We start from the raw sequence: 16,607 nt of genomic DNA, 5'->3' as shown, positions 1-16,607 counted from the left end.
AGCGCGGCAGCTGTTATGCGCCGTAATCCTTGCTGACCCGCTCCATCCCGGCTTCCATAATGTCGAACATGTCGTCTATCTGCGACGGAGTTATGATCAGAGGGGGCGAGAACACGGCCATGTTTCCAAATGGGCGCAATAGCAATCCCATCTCCTCGCACGCATCGTCCAGTTTCTGCCCGAACTTAACATGCGCTTCGTAGCTCTCGGCGTTCAGTCCAGGGCGGCATTCTATACATCCAAGAAGCCCGTCACCGCGCACATCCCCAACTATTGGGAATTTTTCCTTGATTTGATGTAAGCGTTCCTGGAAGTGGGGTGTGACGCGTTGAACGTGTCCTAGAATATCCTCGCGTTCCATGATTTCGATGTTTTTGATAGCAGCCGCGCAACTCACCGGGTGCCCTGAATAGGTATAACCATTATAGAAAACATCATCGCCCGGTGCTTCGGAAATTCGTTTCATTACAGCGTCCGAGATTACGCAGGCGCCTAGCGGCAGATAACCAGAGGTTAAACCTTTTGCGCATGTAATGATGTCAGGGACGATGCCAAAAACGTCTTCTGAGGCGAACCACTGGCCCAGCCTGCCAAAGCCGGTTACGACTTCATCCGAAATGTACAAAATGTCGTTTGCCCGGCAAATTTCGAGCGTACGCTTGTGGTAACCCGGAGGCGGAACGATAACACCGCCGGAACACAGGATCGGTTCAGCTATAAAAGCGGCAATACGGTCGGCGCCTATGTCGGCAATCAGGTTCTCAAGGTCAGCAACTTTGGCATCGCACCAGGCATCAACACTCATCCCTTCGGGCCGGTGGTAAGGATTTACGTCGGGAAGGAAGCGCACCAGATCCTGAGCTTTTTCAAAGCTTGTTTCGAAACGCTCTTTCCCAGTGACAGTAGCGGCTAGAAAAGTGGATCCGTGGTAGCCTTTTTCCCTGCCAATCACGATTCTCTTTTCCGGTCGGCCAAGCCGTTTGTTCATGAAAAGCGCGGTTCGCAGTGCGGTATCAACGGCCGTTGACCCACCTGTTGTGAAGTGCACCGTGTTCAGATCGCCTGGTGTGCGTTCTGCGATCATTCGTGCCAAAACGGCTGCGGGCTCAGTCGTAAACGACCATGGCGATGCGTAAGGCATCTTCATAACCTGTTGGGAAATGGTATCGGCCATCTCCTGACGCCCGTATCCGATCTGTGTGCACCACATACCACCGGGGCCATCGATATAGCGCTTCCCGGCAGCATCCCAAAGGTAGATACCATCCGCTGTATTTACCCGCATGTACTCGTCGGACCCAAAGCCGTCGGTTCCGGCCCAAGGATGTAGGTGATGGTCGCGATCCCAAGCGACAAGGTCGCCGTCGGTTGGTGTATTGCCTAGGGTATTCACGTCTGCTTCTCCTTTAGGTGCGGGCCGGTGGCGTAGCACGTGCGCGGGGCGGTGCAAAAAAGGCTGTGGTGACAGGTGTAAGGCGCGCCATTCTGGTGTCCCATTTGCCTTCTTGCAGAGTGTAAATTTCCGCCTTTAAGCCGGATGACCGGTCTGCATCCGGCATACGGACATGCGCCAACGCGATGTTGCGTTTGGCGGTCGGTGACCATATTCCGGACGTTATGTGCCCAACTTCTTTTTTGCGCCGGTTGTAGATCAATGATCCTTCCGAGGGTTTGAATCCTTCGACATCGAAACGCATGAGGAGGCTTCTCGGAGTTTCTCGCTTGGACAGCAGCTCTCGTCGGCCATTGAAATGACCTTTGTCGAAGTCGACTAGCCGACCCAAGCCGAGTTCAAAGGGTGTTTGGCCTCGGTGCAACCGCTCGGTCGCATGAACTGGTTGGAAATCCACGCCTGCAGTCAGAAATCCTGCTTCGATGCGGGCCAAATTTACAGCTTCGTACCCAATGGCGCGTAGTCCCTGATGTGCGCCACCTTTCCAAATCCTGTCCCAAAGCACTTCTGCCTTGTCCCAATCGCACCAGAGTTCGTAACCTAAATCACCGGTAAAACCCGTCCGCGAAATCATGAGGCCAGGGTCCGTCTGGATTAGATCGAATGGCTTCAGCTTGCTGACATCTAACCCGGCGGCTTCCAAAACTGCATAGGACGTCGGACCCTGCAACGAAAGACCAGAAACACTGTGAGTCTCGTCGATTACTGAAACGTCAAAACCCCATGCTGCGTCTAGTAACCATGTCAGCATTTGTTCCTGACAGCAAAGGCGCCAATCGTTGTCGCCAAGATGGAAAAGAGTCCCGTCATCGATGACCATCCCCTCTTCATCACACCAGATTGCGTACCCCACGCGACCCACGCCGATTTTTCGGACGTCCCGTGTCACGAGGCGATTGAGCATCGCGGTCGTGTCCGGCCCGGTCAATCGGTACTTGTGCATTGGTGAGATGTCGAACAAGGACGCCTGATTGCGCAGGGCGAAGTACTCGAACTCGACACTGTCCAGCACACCCGGGGCGGCATAACCCGCCCAATCGTACCAATTTTGCGCGCGATTTTGCTCTTCAAGTTTTTTGTGAAACGGCCCGGGTATCAAGCCGAGTTTCGGATCGGTAAAGATGCTCATGGTTGAGCCTCCAGCGCTGCCAGCGCCGCGTTGCGACCAGCGAGACCCATGACATCACCACCGGGGTGCGTTGCTGCACCGCATTGGAACAGCCCTTTCGGCCCCATGGAGTATCTGGCCATCCCGTTCGCGGGCCGAAGTGTCAGCAGCTGATCCAAAGACATTTCCGCATGGTGCCAGTGGCCCCCTGGCGCTCCGGTCGCACTTTCGATTTGATCCGGTGTTATGACCTGTTTGCCTGCGATTTGATCACCCAAGCCGGGCAGGGCACGGCTAAGAGTTTCAACTGTGATTTGGGCAAGCTGTTCCTTGGCAGTCTCGGTCCAGCCGCCTTCAAGGTCAGATGGCGCATATTGCACTATGGTTGACAGCCAGCTTGCCCCATCGGCTGTCTGCATTTTGAAGGCTTCAATCACTGGTGCTTTAGACATTTGACGATACTTGGCTGGATTAAACGCAGCTTCGACGTACTCAACAGAAGGGGCATAGATCAGACGTTCGTGGGCTAGTTCGTTAGGCAGGCCGGGCAGGGAGGAGCCGTCCTTAAGCCGTAGGTTGACCTTAGCCGCTGTTCCACGAGCCCGAATATTTCGAACTCGCCGCATCGTTTCGATGTCAAAAGCAGAGGGTCCGGTCATTCGGCATGTTAGTCTTGGGGCAAGGTTGCTGAGCACAATGGGTGCGGTCAAAGTTCTCCCATCAGTCGTTACAACGCCAGAGACTGCATCCTCGTCCAACAGAATGCGGGAAACCTCAGTTTCCGGCATCAGCACGCACCCCGCCTTTTGTGCCGCTTCGACCATCAAATCGGTCAGCGCAGACATCCCACCTGCCGGTTGGGTGATGTTACCTCCGTGACCCAGCCGATAAATCAGATTGAACACGGTGCCCGGAGATCGCGGACCGGTGGCTGACCCCCAGATTGCATCAGCAGCAAGTATTCCAGCCACCGGCCCTTCCGGCAAGTCATCCAGGATAATGTCGTGGACATTAGATAAGACGGCCTGTAGGAAACGCCGCATTTCAGATTTGCCAAGCTTTTTCAGGCCGATGCCCAGCTTTGCCAGGCGCAAAAACTCATTTAGTCCGCCCCGCGAAAGGATAGCTTTTTGACCGCCGGGCGGTGGGGCCTCGGCGAGTTGACGCAAAAGGCCTCCATACGTAATCAACTGCTGTGTCAGATCGGACCAGGCGTTGGATTTCGGGTGTTTTGTTCCGTCGCTCCAATAGACGCCTTCGTTCCTGAAGACTATGTGCCGTCCATCCTCAGACAGAGAGACCGTGGACACGGGTTCGCTGGACAATACAGGGTGTTGAGGATCTAAGCCGATGTCACTCAAAACCTGCGGGCTCAGGTTGTATAGTGATTGGGCGAGAGTTGGGCCGCCGTCCACAGAATAAGAAGCCATGCCTCCAAACCTGTTGGATTTCTCAATGATACAGACATTCTTGCCGCGTTGACCGAGGAGTGCTCCAGCAATCAAGCCGTTTACACCGCCGCCAATGACAATCGCATCAAATTGGCTCATGCGGCATACCCCGTCATTCGGCCATGCCGTGTTTCTTTCCTAAGAATTGCGCGGGCAGCGTTTGCACCGGGTGCCCCCATAACCCCTCCGCCTGGATGGGCGGACGAGCCGCACAGATAAAGTCCTTTGATAGGTAGACTGTACTGCGACCAACCCGGGACCGGCCGATTGAAGAAAAGCTGATCAAACGTCAGTTCGCCTTGGAAGATGTTGCCCTCCGTCAGACCTACCTCGCGTTCGATCTCCATCGGTGAGCGAACTTCCATATGAACAACGCGCTCACGAATGTCAGGACAGGCCACAGACATCTGGTCGAGTACAGTTTCTGCCATCGCACTGCGCTGCTTTTCGTCCCAATTCTCTGCTGATCTAACGCCGTCGACTTCCAAATCATAAGGAGCATATTGGACAAAAACGGTCATCATGTGGGCACCTGTCGGCGCCATAGTCGGATCAATCTGGCTAGGGATTAGCATGTCGATATAGGGCTTTTCAGACCAGCGCCCGACTTTCCAATCATCATAAGCCTTTTCAAGTTCTAAGAGGCTCTGTGACACATGCAAATCGCCCCTTAGGAAGCTGGTGTGCTCGGGTGCAGCTGGAAAATTTGGAAAGCGGTCAAGGGCTATGTTGAGTTTCGCCGACGAGCCACGAATTTTGAAGTTTCGAACCGCCTTGGTGAAGTCATCCGGCAACTCAGCCATGTCAACGTGATGCAGAATAGTGCGTTTGATATCCATATTGGATGCGACGACGGGGGCATAAAAAACCTTGCCGTCCTCAAGAGCGACGCCTTCAACGCGCCCATCTTTGCTGAGGATTTTCTCGATCCCCGAACCTGTGTGGATCGTACCCCCGTGATCTTTGAAAGAGGCTGCAATGGCATTTGAAATTGCGCCCATTCCACCGCGCGCGAAACCCCAGGCACCGATGCCGCCATCAATGTCACCCATGTAGTGGTGCAGCAGCACATAGGCCGTACCGGGGGAATACACCCCGAGGCCGGTGCCGATAATACCGGAGCCAGCCAAATGGGCCTTGATCAGGTCGTTTTCGAAATGCTCATCCAGAAAGTCACCAATGGACATTGTCCAGAATTTCAGCGTTTCACCGAGTTCCCGACTTCCCAGCCCATGTGCCTTTTTTACGAGGTAAGCCAGTTCGCCGAGATCGCGTGGGTGGAGCGAAGCCGGGTCCGGTGCGTCTCGAAGCAGAAATGGACGGATAAAACGGCATTGCCGCATAATGGCTTGCGAATAGCCGCGATAGGCGTCGGCATCTCGTGCAGAATGACGCGCCATCTCACGCTTAAGGGCGTTGTGATCGGAATAATAGGCGAAGTAATCTCCGTCGCGCGTGAAGCTCGCGCCGCCCTCGTAGGGAATAACCTGAAGCCCGTATTTTGGTAGCTCGAGGTCCCGGGCGATCTCGCGCCTGAGAAGGGAACAGACGTACGAGCAATTCGAGTACGTCCATCCCTCGTGCAGCGACCGGCTGACTGCAGCGCCTCCAATCCAGTCGTTCTTCTCGACCACCAAAACACTCATGCCAGCGCGCGCCAAATAGGCGGCGGCAGTCAGTCCGTTGTGACCAGCACCAGCCACAATCACGTCGTATCTGTTCTCAACCGTCAAATTTATCCATCCCTTTCTCTCTCGTTTACAGATCAGGTGCGGGTTCGTAAAGTTTATTTGAGCGCTCAAATAAATTTCAAGCTATTGACGCATGTTTTTTGCGCGCTGTAGATGGCTGTATTCGTAGGAGGAGCGGCAATTGGTCGAAGCAGAGCGTAAACGCCCCCGCAAAGAGCGGAAGGAGAACGCAGATCGTCGTCGCCGACAGCTGCTGGACGCAGCTTGCCGCTCTATATTGGCGCATGGGTTGGCAAAAACGACGCTCGCAACGGTCGCGTCTGAAGCTGAGCTTTCTCAGGGTGTTGCGGCTTTTTACTTTAAGTCGAAGCTCGGTCTACTGACCGAAGCTTTGCGTGACCTTTACCAGCGCTATGAAGACCACTGGACAGCTTCTTTAGAGCGAGCAGGGGATAAGCCAGCCGAAAAGATAAGGGCTCTGATAAAAGCTGATTTCCACCCTGATGCATGTGGTCCGGGTGTCTTGCCCCTTTGGTATGCATTTTGGGGCGAGCTGCGATTTCAACTGCAGTACGATGAAGTTGCCGAGCATTTCGAAACACGTCGAAGAGAGACCTTGCGTGTAATCTGGAATGAACTGCTGTCCGACGATGACGTTGCTTCACCAGATCAAATGGCTGAATGGATGGAGACATTGACGGATGGCTATTGGCAGCGCTTGCATCTTGCTCCTCAAGGCCTGAGCCGAAAGCAGGCGGAACAGGCTGCTTGGGGGTGCCTCGTTCGCCTGGTTCCGGAATTACTTGGGGATACGGCTTAGTCAATTGCGACTGAAGGGCCCAACAATATGACGCGAGTGCGGATATCACAGCAGCCTCGGCCATCTTGGGGCGTCATCTTAAATGAGGCGCGCTACCTTGCGCGTCTTGCTTTGCCGATAGTTATCTCTCTTGCTGCAGCTGCTTTGATTGGCGTCGTTGACACCGTGATGGTGGCCCCGTTGGGAACACTTCCTCTCGCGGCGGTCTCGATCACAGCCTCGGTACTGATCATTTTCTACTCGGCGCTGTACGGCTTTGTGTCCGCAATTGGTGTGCGAATGGCTGAAGCCTTTGGGAAAACAAGTGACCGAGGGCTGGCATCGGCCACAAGCGCTGGGATTTTTGTTTCCTTGGTCGTTGGTGTCGTTGGCGCTGCTGTAATGATCTGCCTCAAGCCCGCCCTTTCCTGGATTGGACAGCCGCCCGAAGTGGTCAGTCTGATTGGCGGCTACTGGATTGCGATGAGCCTCCTTTTGGTGCCCTTCACGGTTTTCTATGCTTTGAAAGCGCTCTTTGACGCCATGAATCGCCCGTGGATTGGGGTTGGCCTCGCGTTCCTTGCAGTCGGATTCAACATCCCTTCAAACTATGTTTTGATCCACGGAATTGCTGGTTGGCCGGGTCTGGGTCTCGTCGGCGCCGGGATCGCAAGTCTGCTGTCTCAGATGGTGCCGTTAATTGTGGCATTCGTGATTTTGTGCGCGTGGAGAAGGAAGAAGGGTTTCCTAAAGGCCGCAGGTTTTGATTGGTCCGAGGTTAAGGCGCAGATCAAAGAAGGGTTCATTATTTCCGTCGGTTACCTGGGGGAGGGGGCAGCTTACGCAGTAGCTGGCCTTATGCTCGGTTGGTTCAGCGCAGCCGCGCTGGCTGCGCATCAAATCGTTTCTGCGGTCAGCGACGTCATTTACATGGTGCCCTTGGGCGTTTCGATTGCGATTTCGATACGAGTAGCTCAGGCAATTGGTGCCGATGAAAAAGAAAGGCTCAAGCCGATTGTGTTGGCGTCGCTGATGGTCGTTGTTGGTTGGATGGCTGTTGTCGTTGCTGGTATTTTGATAGGCCGCGCGCCTTTGGCCAATAGCCTTTCAGATGACCCAAAGGTTGTTTCTCTCGCGATATCGATGTTCCTTGTGATTGCAGCAATGCAGATTGCAGATGGTGTGCAAGGGACAATGCTGGGCGCTTTCCGAGGCATGATGGACAATCACGTTCCTGTTGCCATTACCCTGATTGCCTATTGGGTTTTTGCATTGCCGCTTGGATATGCGCTGGGCTTTTGGCTTGGGTTCGGCCCCAATGGAGTTTGGATTGGGTACGGCTCAGGTCTCTCTTTGGCGGCTATCGCGTTGACCTATCGCTTTTTCTCCAAAAACCGCTAGGCGACGCTGTTTGCTAGCTTACTAAAGGCCCAACTTGTCTAAGAGTTTGAGGCGTAGGATTTCTGCTTCCACAAGAGTTTCTTTCGCGAACGAAAAAGGTAGTGGTTTGAGGGGGGTGGCCGGAAATTCCAGCTCGTCCGCTTTGGTTCCTGTAGCCCATTTGGCGAGGACGCGCCCCATTGCCGTTGCGATTGCAACACCGCGCCCATTGTATCCCAAACCTGTCATAATCCCCGGAGCGAGCTCGTGCAGGTGTGGATAATGATCTTTTGTCAAAGCGACAAAGCCACCCCATTCGTATTCCCACTGAACTCCGGACAACTGGGGGAAAAGTTCAACAGAGATGCGTTTCAAACGCTCAATTTGTTTGAGAGTGGAATTGTCGTTGTAGGTGCCGCGACCTCCCATCAGAAAGCGACCTTCCGCGTCTTGCCTGAAGTACAGAAGTAGGCGTCGGGCGTCTGACAAAGCGTTGCCTTCTGGCAGAATTGTTTGGCGTATATTGTCGGACAAAGGCGAGGTAGCAACCTGAACTGACCGAACGGGCAAAACTGACTGAGCCAAGCGCGGGTGCAGATCTCCAGAGTAGCCGTTCGTACAAATCAGCACTTTGTCTGAAGTGACAGCTCCTTTGGGAGTTTCAACCCGAAGGCGCCCGGCCTCTGATATTATCTGGTTGGCGGGCGTTTCGCCGAAGATTTTCACGCCGTTGCGGCGACCTGCTTCAGCCAGCCCAAGCGCATAATTCAGTGGGTGTAAAACACCGCTGCGGCGATCCAGTACGCCACCAAGGTAAGCCGTGGTCCCGGTCAGACGCTGCATTTCGCCCTGATCAAGCTGGATCATACCCCCGCCGTGGTTGTCCCAATCCTCAGCTAGTTTGTGTAATTCACTCAGTGTTTTGTGAGTATGAGCAGCGCGCAGCCAGCCTGGGCGTTTTGCGTCACACTCAATGTCGTGTCGAGCGATTAAGTCGAACACAAGATCCGCAGCGTTACCGGCCATTCGGATCATTCTGTTTCCCCAGTGATCACCAAATTTGGTTTTGATGCCTGTCGGTCCATCCTTGAGGCCCACATTGATCTGACCGCCATTGCGTCCAGAAGCTCCCCAGCCCGGATGCTGGGCATCGATAACAACAACTTTGACGCCTTGCTCGGCCAGATGAAGTGCTGCCGAAAGTCCGGTGAACCCGGCGCCAATCACGGTCACGTCAGATTGCTGTTCGCCAACGAGCTGCGGGTATTCTGCAGAATAGCTTGCGGTTGCAGACCACAGGCTATTTGCGATGACTGGGTTTTCGTTACGGATCATCTAGTGGCCTCGCGCTTGCCTTGCGGGGGGAATTGCATAGGTTTGGCTGGTGATATCTTTCCGGTCAGTATGTGAAGAATGCCGAGACTTTTGAACCAATTCGAATTGAAACCAACCGTCGAGCTTGACGCGTTCGAACAGGCTTGGAATGCGTTTGTCGAACATTTGGTCGAGACAGGTCTGGCCACGAAAGGGACGCCTTTGTGTAAACGTATCACCGAAAGTGGTTACGATACCGACGAGCAGCGCAACCATACGCTTATGGCAGTTATCGAATTCAGGGATCAATTGCAGGCCGACACTGCTTGGGCCGCCATTGAAGATCGCATTGAGCCTCTGGGAGCTTTGCATCGCAGTGTTATTTCTTTGGTGCATGACCCAGTTTTCACTTTTTGGTCGGAACTCTAGATCGATGATTGCGAACATCCGGGTTGCTTTCACACTATTTTCTCTTCATCATTGAATGATTGTTCAATCAATGTCATATTTCCGTTAGATGTCAAATGCGCACTCGCTGGAGAAGTTTGGCTGTGGGGCCAGGCACGACCGATGAAGTGCTTTAGCAGATGGGATGCATTCCGGTGAGACAATCGCCAATCGAAAAAACAAAGCCTGAAGGGCGGCGGCGCACCGAGTCCAAAGAGGTGAGGCGTCAACAACTCATCGACGCAACAATCGACTCGATCGCCCAAAACGGAATTGGTGGAACGACCATGTCCACCGTGACCGAGATAGCCGGCTTGTCGCTGGGCATCGTCAACTTCCACTTCAAAAGCAAACGGAACTTGCTGGAGGAAACGCTGCTGTTTCTAGCAAAGGAACATCACGAGCAGTGGCTGGAAGCCTTTGACAATGCGGGATTGTCGGCGCCTGAAAAGCTGTTGGCTATTGTCGATGCGCACTTTCACCCGCAGATTTGCACTCCAAAGAAGCTAGCCGTTTGGTTCGCGTTTTTTGGAGAGGCAGGGCGGCGCAAAGTTTACCGCAGCCTGATCAATGACATCGATCAGGAGCGCTACAACATTGCGCTACGCCTGTGTTCCGAAATTGCTGAGGACGGTGGATACGACGACATGCCGCCAAGGCAAGTCGCCAATGTCCTGGAAGCTCTTTACGACGGAATCTGGTTGGAGCTTTTGACCTATCCGGAAAATTTTCGACGTCCCGAAGCCCGAGATCACATCGTCGCCTTCCTATCCAAGGTCTATCCGGATCACTTTCGAATGCCTGAGTTCAAACACGGTGGTTGAAACAGAGCGGGTATAATTTCCGGTTATCCAGACAGGACGAGCCTGTGCACAGCGCAGCTAACTAAGGGCAAAAAAATGAGCAGGGACCCTCGCTACGACATCCTTTTCGAGCCAGTGCAAATCGGACCAGTCACCGCACCAAATCGGTTCTATCAGGTTCCGCACTGTACCGGCATGGGTTGGCAATACCCCCGTACACTTGCCGCGATGCGCAAAGTGAAGGCGCAAGGTGGATGGGGTGTCATATGCACGGAATACAACTCAATCCATCCCTCTTCTGACGACCTGCCGCATCCCTACGCGTCGCTTTGGGATGACAGCGACGTTCGGGCACACGCGCTGATGACGGACGCGGTGCACGAACACGGCAGCCTTGCAGGCGCTGAACTATGGTACGGAGGCGTTAACTCGAACAACTTGTTTTCCCGGTTGCCGAGCATGGATGTCGACAGCCGACCAAACACGAAAGGACACCCCTTTCAGACCCGCGCAATGGACAAGCAGGACATCCGGGATCTACGCCGCTGGCACCGAAAGGCGGCTTTGAGGGCGCGAGACGCGGGATTTGACGTTGTCTATGTTTACGCAACGCACGGATACTTGATATCGAACTTTCTGCATCCGCGGGTGAACACACGTACTGACGAATATGGCGGCACGTTGGAAAACAGGGTGCGTCTGACCCGAGAACTGATTCAGGAAACCAAAGACGCCGTTGGGGATCGGTGCGCCGTGGCTGTCCGCTTCTCGGCAGACGAAGAGATCGGCGAGGATGGCCAGCCCATCTATGGTGAACGACGAGAAATGTTTGAGATGCTCTCTGATCTTCCGGATTTATGGGATATCAACATCGCAGATTACTCGGTCGAGATGGGTGTGTCCCGTTTTGCCAAGGAAGCAGCTCTTGAACCCTATATGCATTGGGTCAAGTCCGTGACGGATAAGCCTGTCGTGACTGTTGGTCGCTTCACGTCACCTGATACCATGGTCTCGCAAGTCAGGCGGGGGATTACTGATTTCATTGGAGCAGCGCGCCCGTCGATTGCTGATCCTTACCTTCCAAGGAAGATCGAAGAAGGACGCTTGTCAGCGATCCGCGAATGTATCGGATGCAATGTCTGTTACGCCAGCGACTCGATCGGGGTGCCGATCCGATGCACTCAGAACCCAACAATGGGGGAGGAGTGGCGCAAAGGCTGGCACCCTGAAATCATCCGAACGAAATCTTCAGACGCGCGCGTTCTGATCGTCGGGGCCGGGGCTGCCGGACTGGAGGCAGCAAGGGCACTTGGTGTGCGTGGGTATGATGTCCTGTTGGCAGAAGCCTCTCGCGAGTTGGGCGGCCGGGTAGCGCGCGAAGCGGCTTTGCCCGGCATGAGCGAATACATTCGCGTCAAAGACTACCGTGAACAGCAATTGATTGAGATGCCCAACGTTGAAATCTACCGTGAAAGTCCTCTGGCAGTAGACGATGTCTTGGCTGTTGAGGCTGACCACGTTGCAATTGCGACCGGCGCGACTTGGCGAAAGGAGTATTTTGACGAAGAACGTTTCGTCCCGGTCGCAGAAGGAGTCGCTCTAACTCGCGTTTTCACCCCCGATGACATCATGGATGGAAAGCTTCCCGTTGGACCAACGCTCGTTTTTGATGGCGATGGCTACTATATGGCCAGCGTTATTGCTGAAAAAATCAGAGCGCAGGGACATGCCGTCACGCTGGTCACGCCGTCTGACAGTGTTTCTGAGTGGGCGGGAAAAACGTCCGAACGTTGGCGCATCCGAACTCATTTGCTTCGCTTAGGGGTCGAGGTCCTGCCGTCAAAGTCGATTAACCAATTTGATGGCGAAATCGCGGAGTTAGAGTGCACCTATGGCGGGCCAAGTGTGTCCGTTCCAGTTGCCAATATTGTCATGGTTACTGCCCGGAAGCCAAATGATAGTCTTTACAGGGGAATACTGGGCCAAAAGAGTCCTGAGGACTTGCAGTTCAGTCTTCGTCGCATTGGAGATTGCGATGCTCCTGCGATTGTTGCAGCAGCGGTTTATGCAGGCCATCGATACGCCCAGGAATTGGACGATGCAGTGGATGAGGACATTCCACTTAAACATGATCGTGTAGACGTCGGCCAGCAACACATTTGACTGCGCTCTGGGATATCTGCGGTACGCTCTCAAAAAAGCAGGAGAAATCATCCATGCCGGAAGGCCTAGTTATCCGTCCCCTTGAATTGAAAGATAACGATGAGTGGCGCCGCTTATGGACGGCATATTTGGATTTCTACGAGACTTCTGTCTCAGAGGAAGTCTATGAGGTTTCATTCAACAGGTTGCTGTCGACGGATGCAGGTGAATACAATTGTCTCATCGCTGAGTTAGAAGGAAAACCGGTTGGATTAGCGCACTACCTTTACCATAGGTTCATGTGGTCGGTGGAGGATACGTGTTATCTTATGGATCTTTTCACTGATCCGCAGGTCAGGGGAAAAGGTGTTGGTCGAGCTCTAATCGAGTCTGTTTTTCAGATCGCCAAGCAGCACGGTGTTCCAACTACCTACTGGACAACTCAAGAATTCAACTACCCAGGTCGAGTTCTGTACGACAAAGTGGCTAAAAGAACGCCATTTATTGTTTATGAAAAAGATGAATGACCGTGAGCAGCCTCATCTGACTGGCCCAAATTGATTGTTAGTGCACCGTCGACCTGCAATCCATCGGGATGATGGTTTCAGGTGCAAGCGGGCGGCATTATCTTTGGCGGGATGTTGATCACGAAGGCGAGGTGCTGGAAGTCGTTGTCACCAAACGCCGAAACAAAGCTGCAGCACCGAAATTCCTCAAGAAGTTAATGAAGCGCCATAGGTGTACCGATGAGATCGTGACCGACCGTTTTGCATCTACTAACGCTACGTTCAGACAATTGGGTGCACTAAAAAACAAAGGACGGGCAGCCCATCCGGATGCCTAGTTAGTCCTTAGCTAGCTGGATTTGAGGCCCTCATCGCGATAGCATTCCCTACAGAGAAGCTTTGCAGGACGCGGCACGTTAGGGACGGAAGGGCGACCAGGCGAATGCAACCTGAAACAAAATTTACGCAAAGTGGCGAAGTAAGCATTGCTTATCAAGTTGTAGGGTCCGGGCCGCTTGATCTGCTGATCGTGCCGGGGTTCATCTCTCATCTTGAGCAGACTTGGGAAGATCCGGCCTTTAGTCGGTTTCTCCAACGTCTGGCGTCTTTTTCTCGGCTAATTTTGTTCGATAAGCGGGGCACAGGGCTTTCCGACCGAATTTCAGGAATTCCTACTTTAGAACAACGGATGGATGACGTTCGGGCAGTGATGGATGCGGTTGGCTCCAAAAGAGCGGCACTTTGGGGGATCTCTGAGGGCGGCCCAATGAGTATTCTGTTCTCTGCAACGTATCCCGAGCGCACGTCTGCTTTGATCTTGTACGGTAGTATCGCAAAAGGTTCCTGGGCTCCTGATTATCCTTGGGCCGAGAAATTGGGCAAAGAAACGGATGATTGGTTAGAAGGTTTGCGAAACGAATGGGGTGGCCCGATTGGCATCGAATTTTGGGCACCTACGGTGGCCGATGATCCGATCTTTCAGCAGTGGTGGGCCAAATACTTGCGATTGGGTGCGAGTCCCAGCGCCGCCATCAATGTGTTCCGCATGAATTTACAGATCGATGTTCGGGATATTTTGCCAACGGTTCATTTGCCCACGCTCGTCCTCCACCGCTCGGGAGATCAGGCAGTTCACCCAGAGGAGGGGCGGTATCTTGCGCAACACATTCCATCGGCAAAGTTCGTCGAACTGGATGGGGACGACCATTTGTGGTGGGTTGGCGACTCAGATTCGATTGTGGATGAAGTTCAGGAATTTCTAACCGGAGAGCGACCTGTTACGGAACCTGACCGCGTGCTGGCAACGGTCCTATTCACCGATATTGTGGACTCAACCAGACATGCAACAGAAATGGGAGATCGCCGCTGGACAAATCTCCTGGATCGTCACAACACGGTGATGCGGACCGAGATCAACCGGTTTCAAGGACAGATCGCAAAAAACACGGGTGATGGATTTCTGGCATCATTTGACGGCCCTGCTCGTGCCATCGATTGCGCATTTGCGGTGAATTCACACATGGAACGATTGGGAATTGAACTCCGGTCAGGTATTCATACTGGAGAAGTCGAGCTGAAAGACGGTGACGTTCGAGGTGTTGCTGTCCACATTGCGGCAAGGGTGTTGGAGCAGGCGAAATCAAATGAAATCTGGGCCTCACGTACCGTCAGGGACTTAGTGGTCGGATCAAAATTCCAGTTCAATGAAAAAGGTAGCTATAGCCTCAAGGGGGTTGAAGGCGAATGGCCGCTATTTACCATTGGCATTTGAACATCTCCCGAGGGTGTCTCCTTTTTGATGCCTGGTTGTGGCACGAAACTAGCAGAACTTGAAAAGCAGCAAACGGAAGCACATAGGACATTCGGATCTTCTTTCGAACGGTAGGTTTGTCCGCACAGCGGTCATTGAGGCTATGATCGGTATTCGGGTGCCTTTCTCTACATTGCTGAGAGATGCGGGCTAGCAGGTCAGCGACGAGCCCCTGGAGCGTCTATGTGCACTTGCCGGGCGCAGATCCAAGTGTCTAAAGCTGACATGCATTTCCAGACAAAAATGAGACCCTGAGTTAAATGGGCTTAAATCGGAAAATGGCCAAACACCCATGAACTGTCATCCTAACCCGGCATTTCTGAGCGCTCATAGCGGCTTGGATTCTGTGGAGACGCATATGGGAGGAGACAATGAAGTTAAGAGTAAGCATGCTCGCAGCAACGACCGCATTTGCAGTGCAGATGGTCGCGGGGTCGGCGTTGGCGGAAACCTTAAAAATTGGTTTTCTGGCGACCCTTGAAGGTACTTACACAATACTGGGTGAGGACAGTAAACGCGGCTTTGAGCTGGCCTTGGAACAAGCGGGGCACAAGATTGCTGGACGCGACCTTGAGATATTCATCGGAGCGACGGATGCCAGCCCTGAGAGCGCACTTCGCGCTGCGCGCAAGGTTGTTGAGCAAGATGGCGTGGACATCGTTGTCGGACCGCTTTCAGGTTCGGAAGGGATCGCCCTTAGGGACTATTCCAAAACCCAGCCTCAGGTGACGTTCATCAACGGGATTTCCGGGGCTCAAGAAACCACGATGGTTGAGCCTTCGGAGAACTTCTTCCGGTTCAACATGGATGGTGCTCAGTGGGGCATGGGGCTGGGAAGCTACGTTTTTAATGAAAAGGGATGGGAAGTGGTCGCGACCGTGGCCGAAGACTATTCCTTTGGCTATACGAACCTTCTTGGTTTCGCGATGGACTTCTGTTCCGCCGGTGGTGAGATCACGGAACGCCTTTGGGTGCCGCTTGGAACCAAAGACTTTGCATCGATCATTGCGGCGCTGCCGGACGATGTGGATGCGATCTATCTGGGTCTTGGCGGCGGTGACGCAGTCAACTTCCTGAATCAGTACCTTCAGGCAGGTGGCGATGCCAATCTGATTGGCGGCACCATCATGGTTGATGGCACGGTTCTGAGCTCGAAGGGGCGCGCCAAGGAAGTTCTGATTGGCACCCCATCTTCTGGTCCGCAGGCCGACACTTGGGATGATCCCAAATGGCAGGCATTTGTGAAGGATTATCAGGACGCATGGCCGCCGGAAAAACGCTTCCCGTCGCCCTCGTTGCTGGCAACAGGTTACTACAACTCAACCAATGCCATGATCCAGGCACTTGAGGCCGTGAATGGTGATCTGTCGGATGGCCACGCAGCGTTCCGTCAGGCTCTGATGGATCTGGAGTTAGACGCGCCGAACGGCAAGATCACCCTTGATCAGAATCGACAGGCCATAGGTTCTAACTTTGTCACCGAGGTTGTCGAGGTCGGTAATGGCGAGCTGGCAACCCAGCTGGTGGCCAAGATCGACGGTGTATCCCAGACCTTGGGACTGGATCCGGAAGTCTTCTCGGCCGAAATCGGCACACCCAGCAGGGAAACACCAGTCTGCAAGAAGTGGTTCTGATCCGGGCCAACAAAATCGCAAGGGATCTACCTAGATTCCGTATCCGTCACCCCCGAAAAACCCGGGGGT

The 16,607-nt window shown here is 53.7% G+C and carries 13 protein-coding genes and 1 pseudogene; 9 read left to right on the top strand and 5 right to left on the bottom strand.

The genetic code is table 11. The features are described 5' to 3' along the window. Nucleotides 1-13: 13 nt before the first annotated feature. The 4 genes from ACR0NW_RS02620 to ACR0NW_RS02605 are packed head-to-tail and all read right to left on the bottom strand — an operon-like array spanning nucleotide 14 to nucleotide 5,745. Nucleotides 14-1,393: an aminotransferase gene (locus tag ACR0NW_RS02620; protein WP_480449003.1), complete on the bottom strand. Its 1,380-nt coding sequence runs from the start codon at nucleotides 1,391-1,393 to the stop codon at nucleotides 14-16. Nucleotides 1,394-1,406: 13 nt separating this feature from the next. Next, complete coding sequence (locus tag ACR0NW_RS02615) at nucleotides 1,407-2,582, bottom strand: aminomethyl transferase family protein (protein WP_480449004.1); 1,176 nt, start codon at nucleotides 2,580-2,582, stop codon at nucleotides 1,407-1,409. Further along, a complete protein-coding gene (locus ACR0NW_RS02610; RefSeq protein WP_480449005.1) occupies nucleotides 2,579-4,111 on the bottom strand; it encodes a phytoene desaturase family protein in 1,533 nt (510 codons plus the stop codon). Before ACR0NW_RS02610 ends, ACR0NW_RS02615 begins: the two co-directional genes overlap by 4 nt. Continuing rightward, entirely contained in the window at nucleotides 4,108-5,745 is a 1,638-nt protein-coding gene (locus ACR0NW_RS02605) for a phytoene desaturase family protein (RefSeq protein ID WP_480791499.1), read from the bottom strand. The genes ACR0NW_RS02610 and ACR0NW_RS02605 overlap by 4 nt, the downstream gene beginning before the upstream one ends. Nucleotides 5,746-5,884: 139 nt before the next feature. Here ACR0NW_RS02605 and ACR0NW_RS02600 point away from each other — a divergent pair, with 139 nt between their 5' ends. Both ACR0NW_RS02600 and ACR0NW_RS02595 read left to right on the top strand, forming a co-directional pair. After that, nucleotides 5,885-6,523 carry a TetR family transcriptional regulator C-terminal domain-containing protein gene (locus tag ACR0NW_RS02600; RefSeq protein ID WP_480449007.1) on the top strand — a complete coding sequence of 213 codons (639 nt, stop codon included), beginning with the start codon at nucleotides 5,885-5,887 and terminating at the stop codon, nucleotides 6,521-6,523. Nucleotides 6,524-6,550: 27 nt separating this feature from the next. After that, the gene (locus tag ACR0NW_RS02595; protein ID WP_480449008.1) at nucleotides 6,551-7,903 is read left to right on the top strand and encodes an MATE family efflux transporter; all 1,353 of its coding nucleotides are present in this window, start codon (nucleotides 6,551-6,553) and stop codon (nucleotides 7,901-7,903) included. Between the two features lie 21 nt (nucleotides 7,904-7,924). Here the strand turns inward: ACR0NW_RS02595 and ACR0NW_RS02590 are convergent, their stop codons facing one another. Beyond that, a complete protein-coding gene (locus tag ACR0NW_RS02590) occupies nucleotides 7,925-9,217 on the bottom strand; it encodes an NAD(P)/FAD-dependent oxidoreductase (protein ID WP_480449009.1) in 1,293 nt (430 codons plus the stop codon). Between the two features lie 90 nt (nucleotides 9,218-9,307). Between ACR0NW_RS02590 and ACR0NW_RS02585 the strand changes: the two genes are divergently transcribed. The 7 genes and pseudogenes from ACR0NW_RS02585 (at nucleotide 9,308) to ACR0NW_RS02555 (ending at nucleotide 16,538) form a co-directional block, all read left to right on the top strand. Next, nucleotides 9,308-9,625 (top strand): DUF6614 family protein, encoded by a 318-nt coding sequence (locus ACR0NW_RS02585; RefSeq protein WP_480449010.1) that lies wholly within the window; start codon nucleotides 9,308-9,310, stop codon nucleotides 9,623-9,625. A 173-nt stretch (nucleotides 9,626-9,798) separates the two neighbouring features. Beyond that, the gene (locus tag ACR0NW_RS02580; protein ID WP_480449011.1) at nucleotides 9,799-10,467 is read left to right on the top strand and encodes a TetR/AcrR family transcriptional regulator; all 669 of its coding nucleotides are present in this window, start codon (nucleotides 9,799-9,801) and stop codon (nucleotides 10,465-10,467) included. Between the two features lie 75 nt (nucleotides 10,468-10,542). Then, a complete protein-coding gene (locus ACR0NW_RS02575; protein ID WP_480449012.1) occupies nucleotides 10,543-12,609 on the top strand; it encodes an oxidoreductase in 2,067 nt (688 codons plus the stop codon). Nucleotides 12,610-12,662: 53 nt separating this feature from the next. Then, the gene (locus ACR0NW_RS02570; RefSeq protein WP_170650606.1) at nucleotides 12,663-13,115 is read left to right on the top strand and encodes a GNAT family N-acetyltransferase; all 453 of its coding nucleotides are present in this window, start codon (nucleotides 12,663-12,665) and stop codon (nucleotides 13,113-13,115) included. A gap of 92 nt (nucleotides 13,116-13,207) precedes the next feature. After that, nucleotides 13,208-13,405: pseudogene (locus ACR0NW_RS02565) on the top strand (DDE-type integrase/transposase/recombinase); the annotation flags it as partial. 131 nt (nucleotides 13,406-13,536) lie between these two features. Next, the gene (locus ACR0NW_RS02560; RefSeq protein ID WP_480449013.1) at nucleotides 13,537-14,865 is read left to right on the top strand and encodes an alpha/beta fold hydrolase; all 1,329 of its coding nucleotides are present in this window, start codon (nucleotides 13,537-13,539) and stop codon (nucleotides 14,863-14,865) included. Between the two features lie 410 nt (nucleotides 14,866-15,275). Beyond that, a complete protein-coding gene (locus tag ACR0NW_RS02555; RefSeq protein ID WP_480449014.1) occupies nucleotides 15,276-16,538 on the top strand; it encodes an ABC transporter substrate-binding protein in 1,263 nt (420 codons plus the stop codon). Nucleotides 16,539-16,607: the final 69 nt, after the last annotated feature.

It is taken from the genome of Ruegeria sp. CF5 (assembly GCF_056537325.1).
Note: the sequence above shows the minus strand (reverse complement) of the source record. Positions and strands in the feature narration are given on the sequence as shown.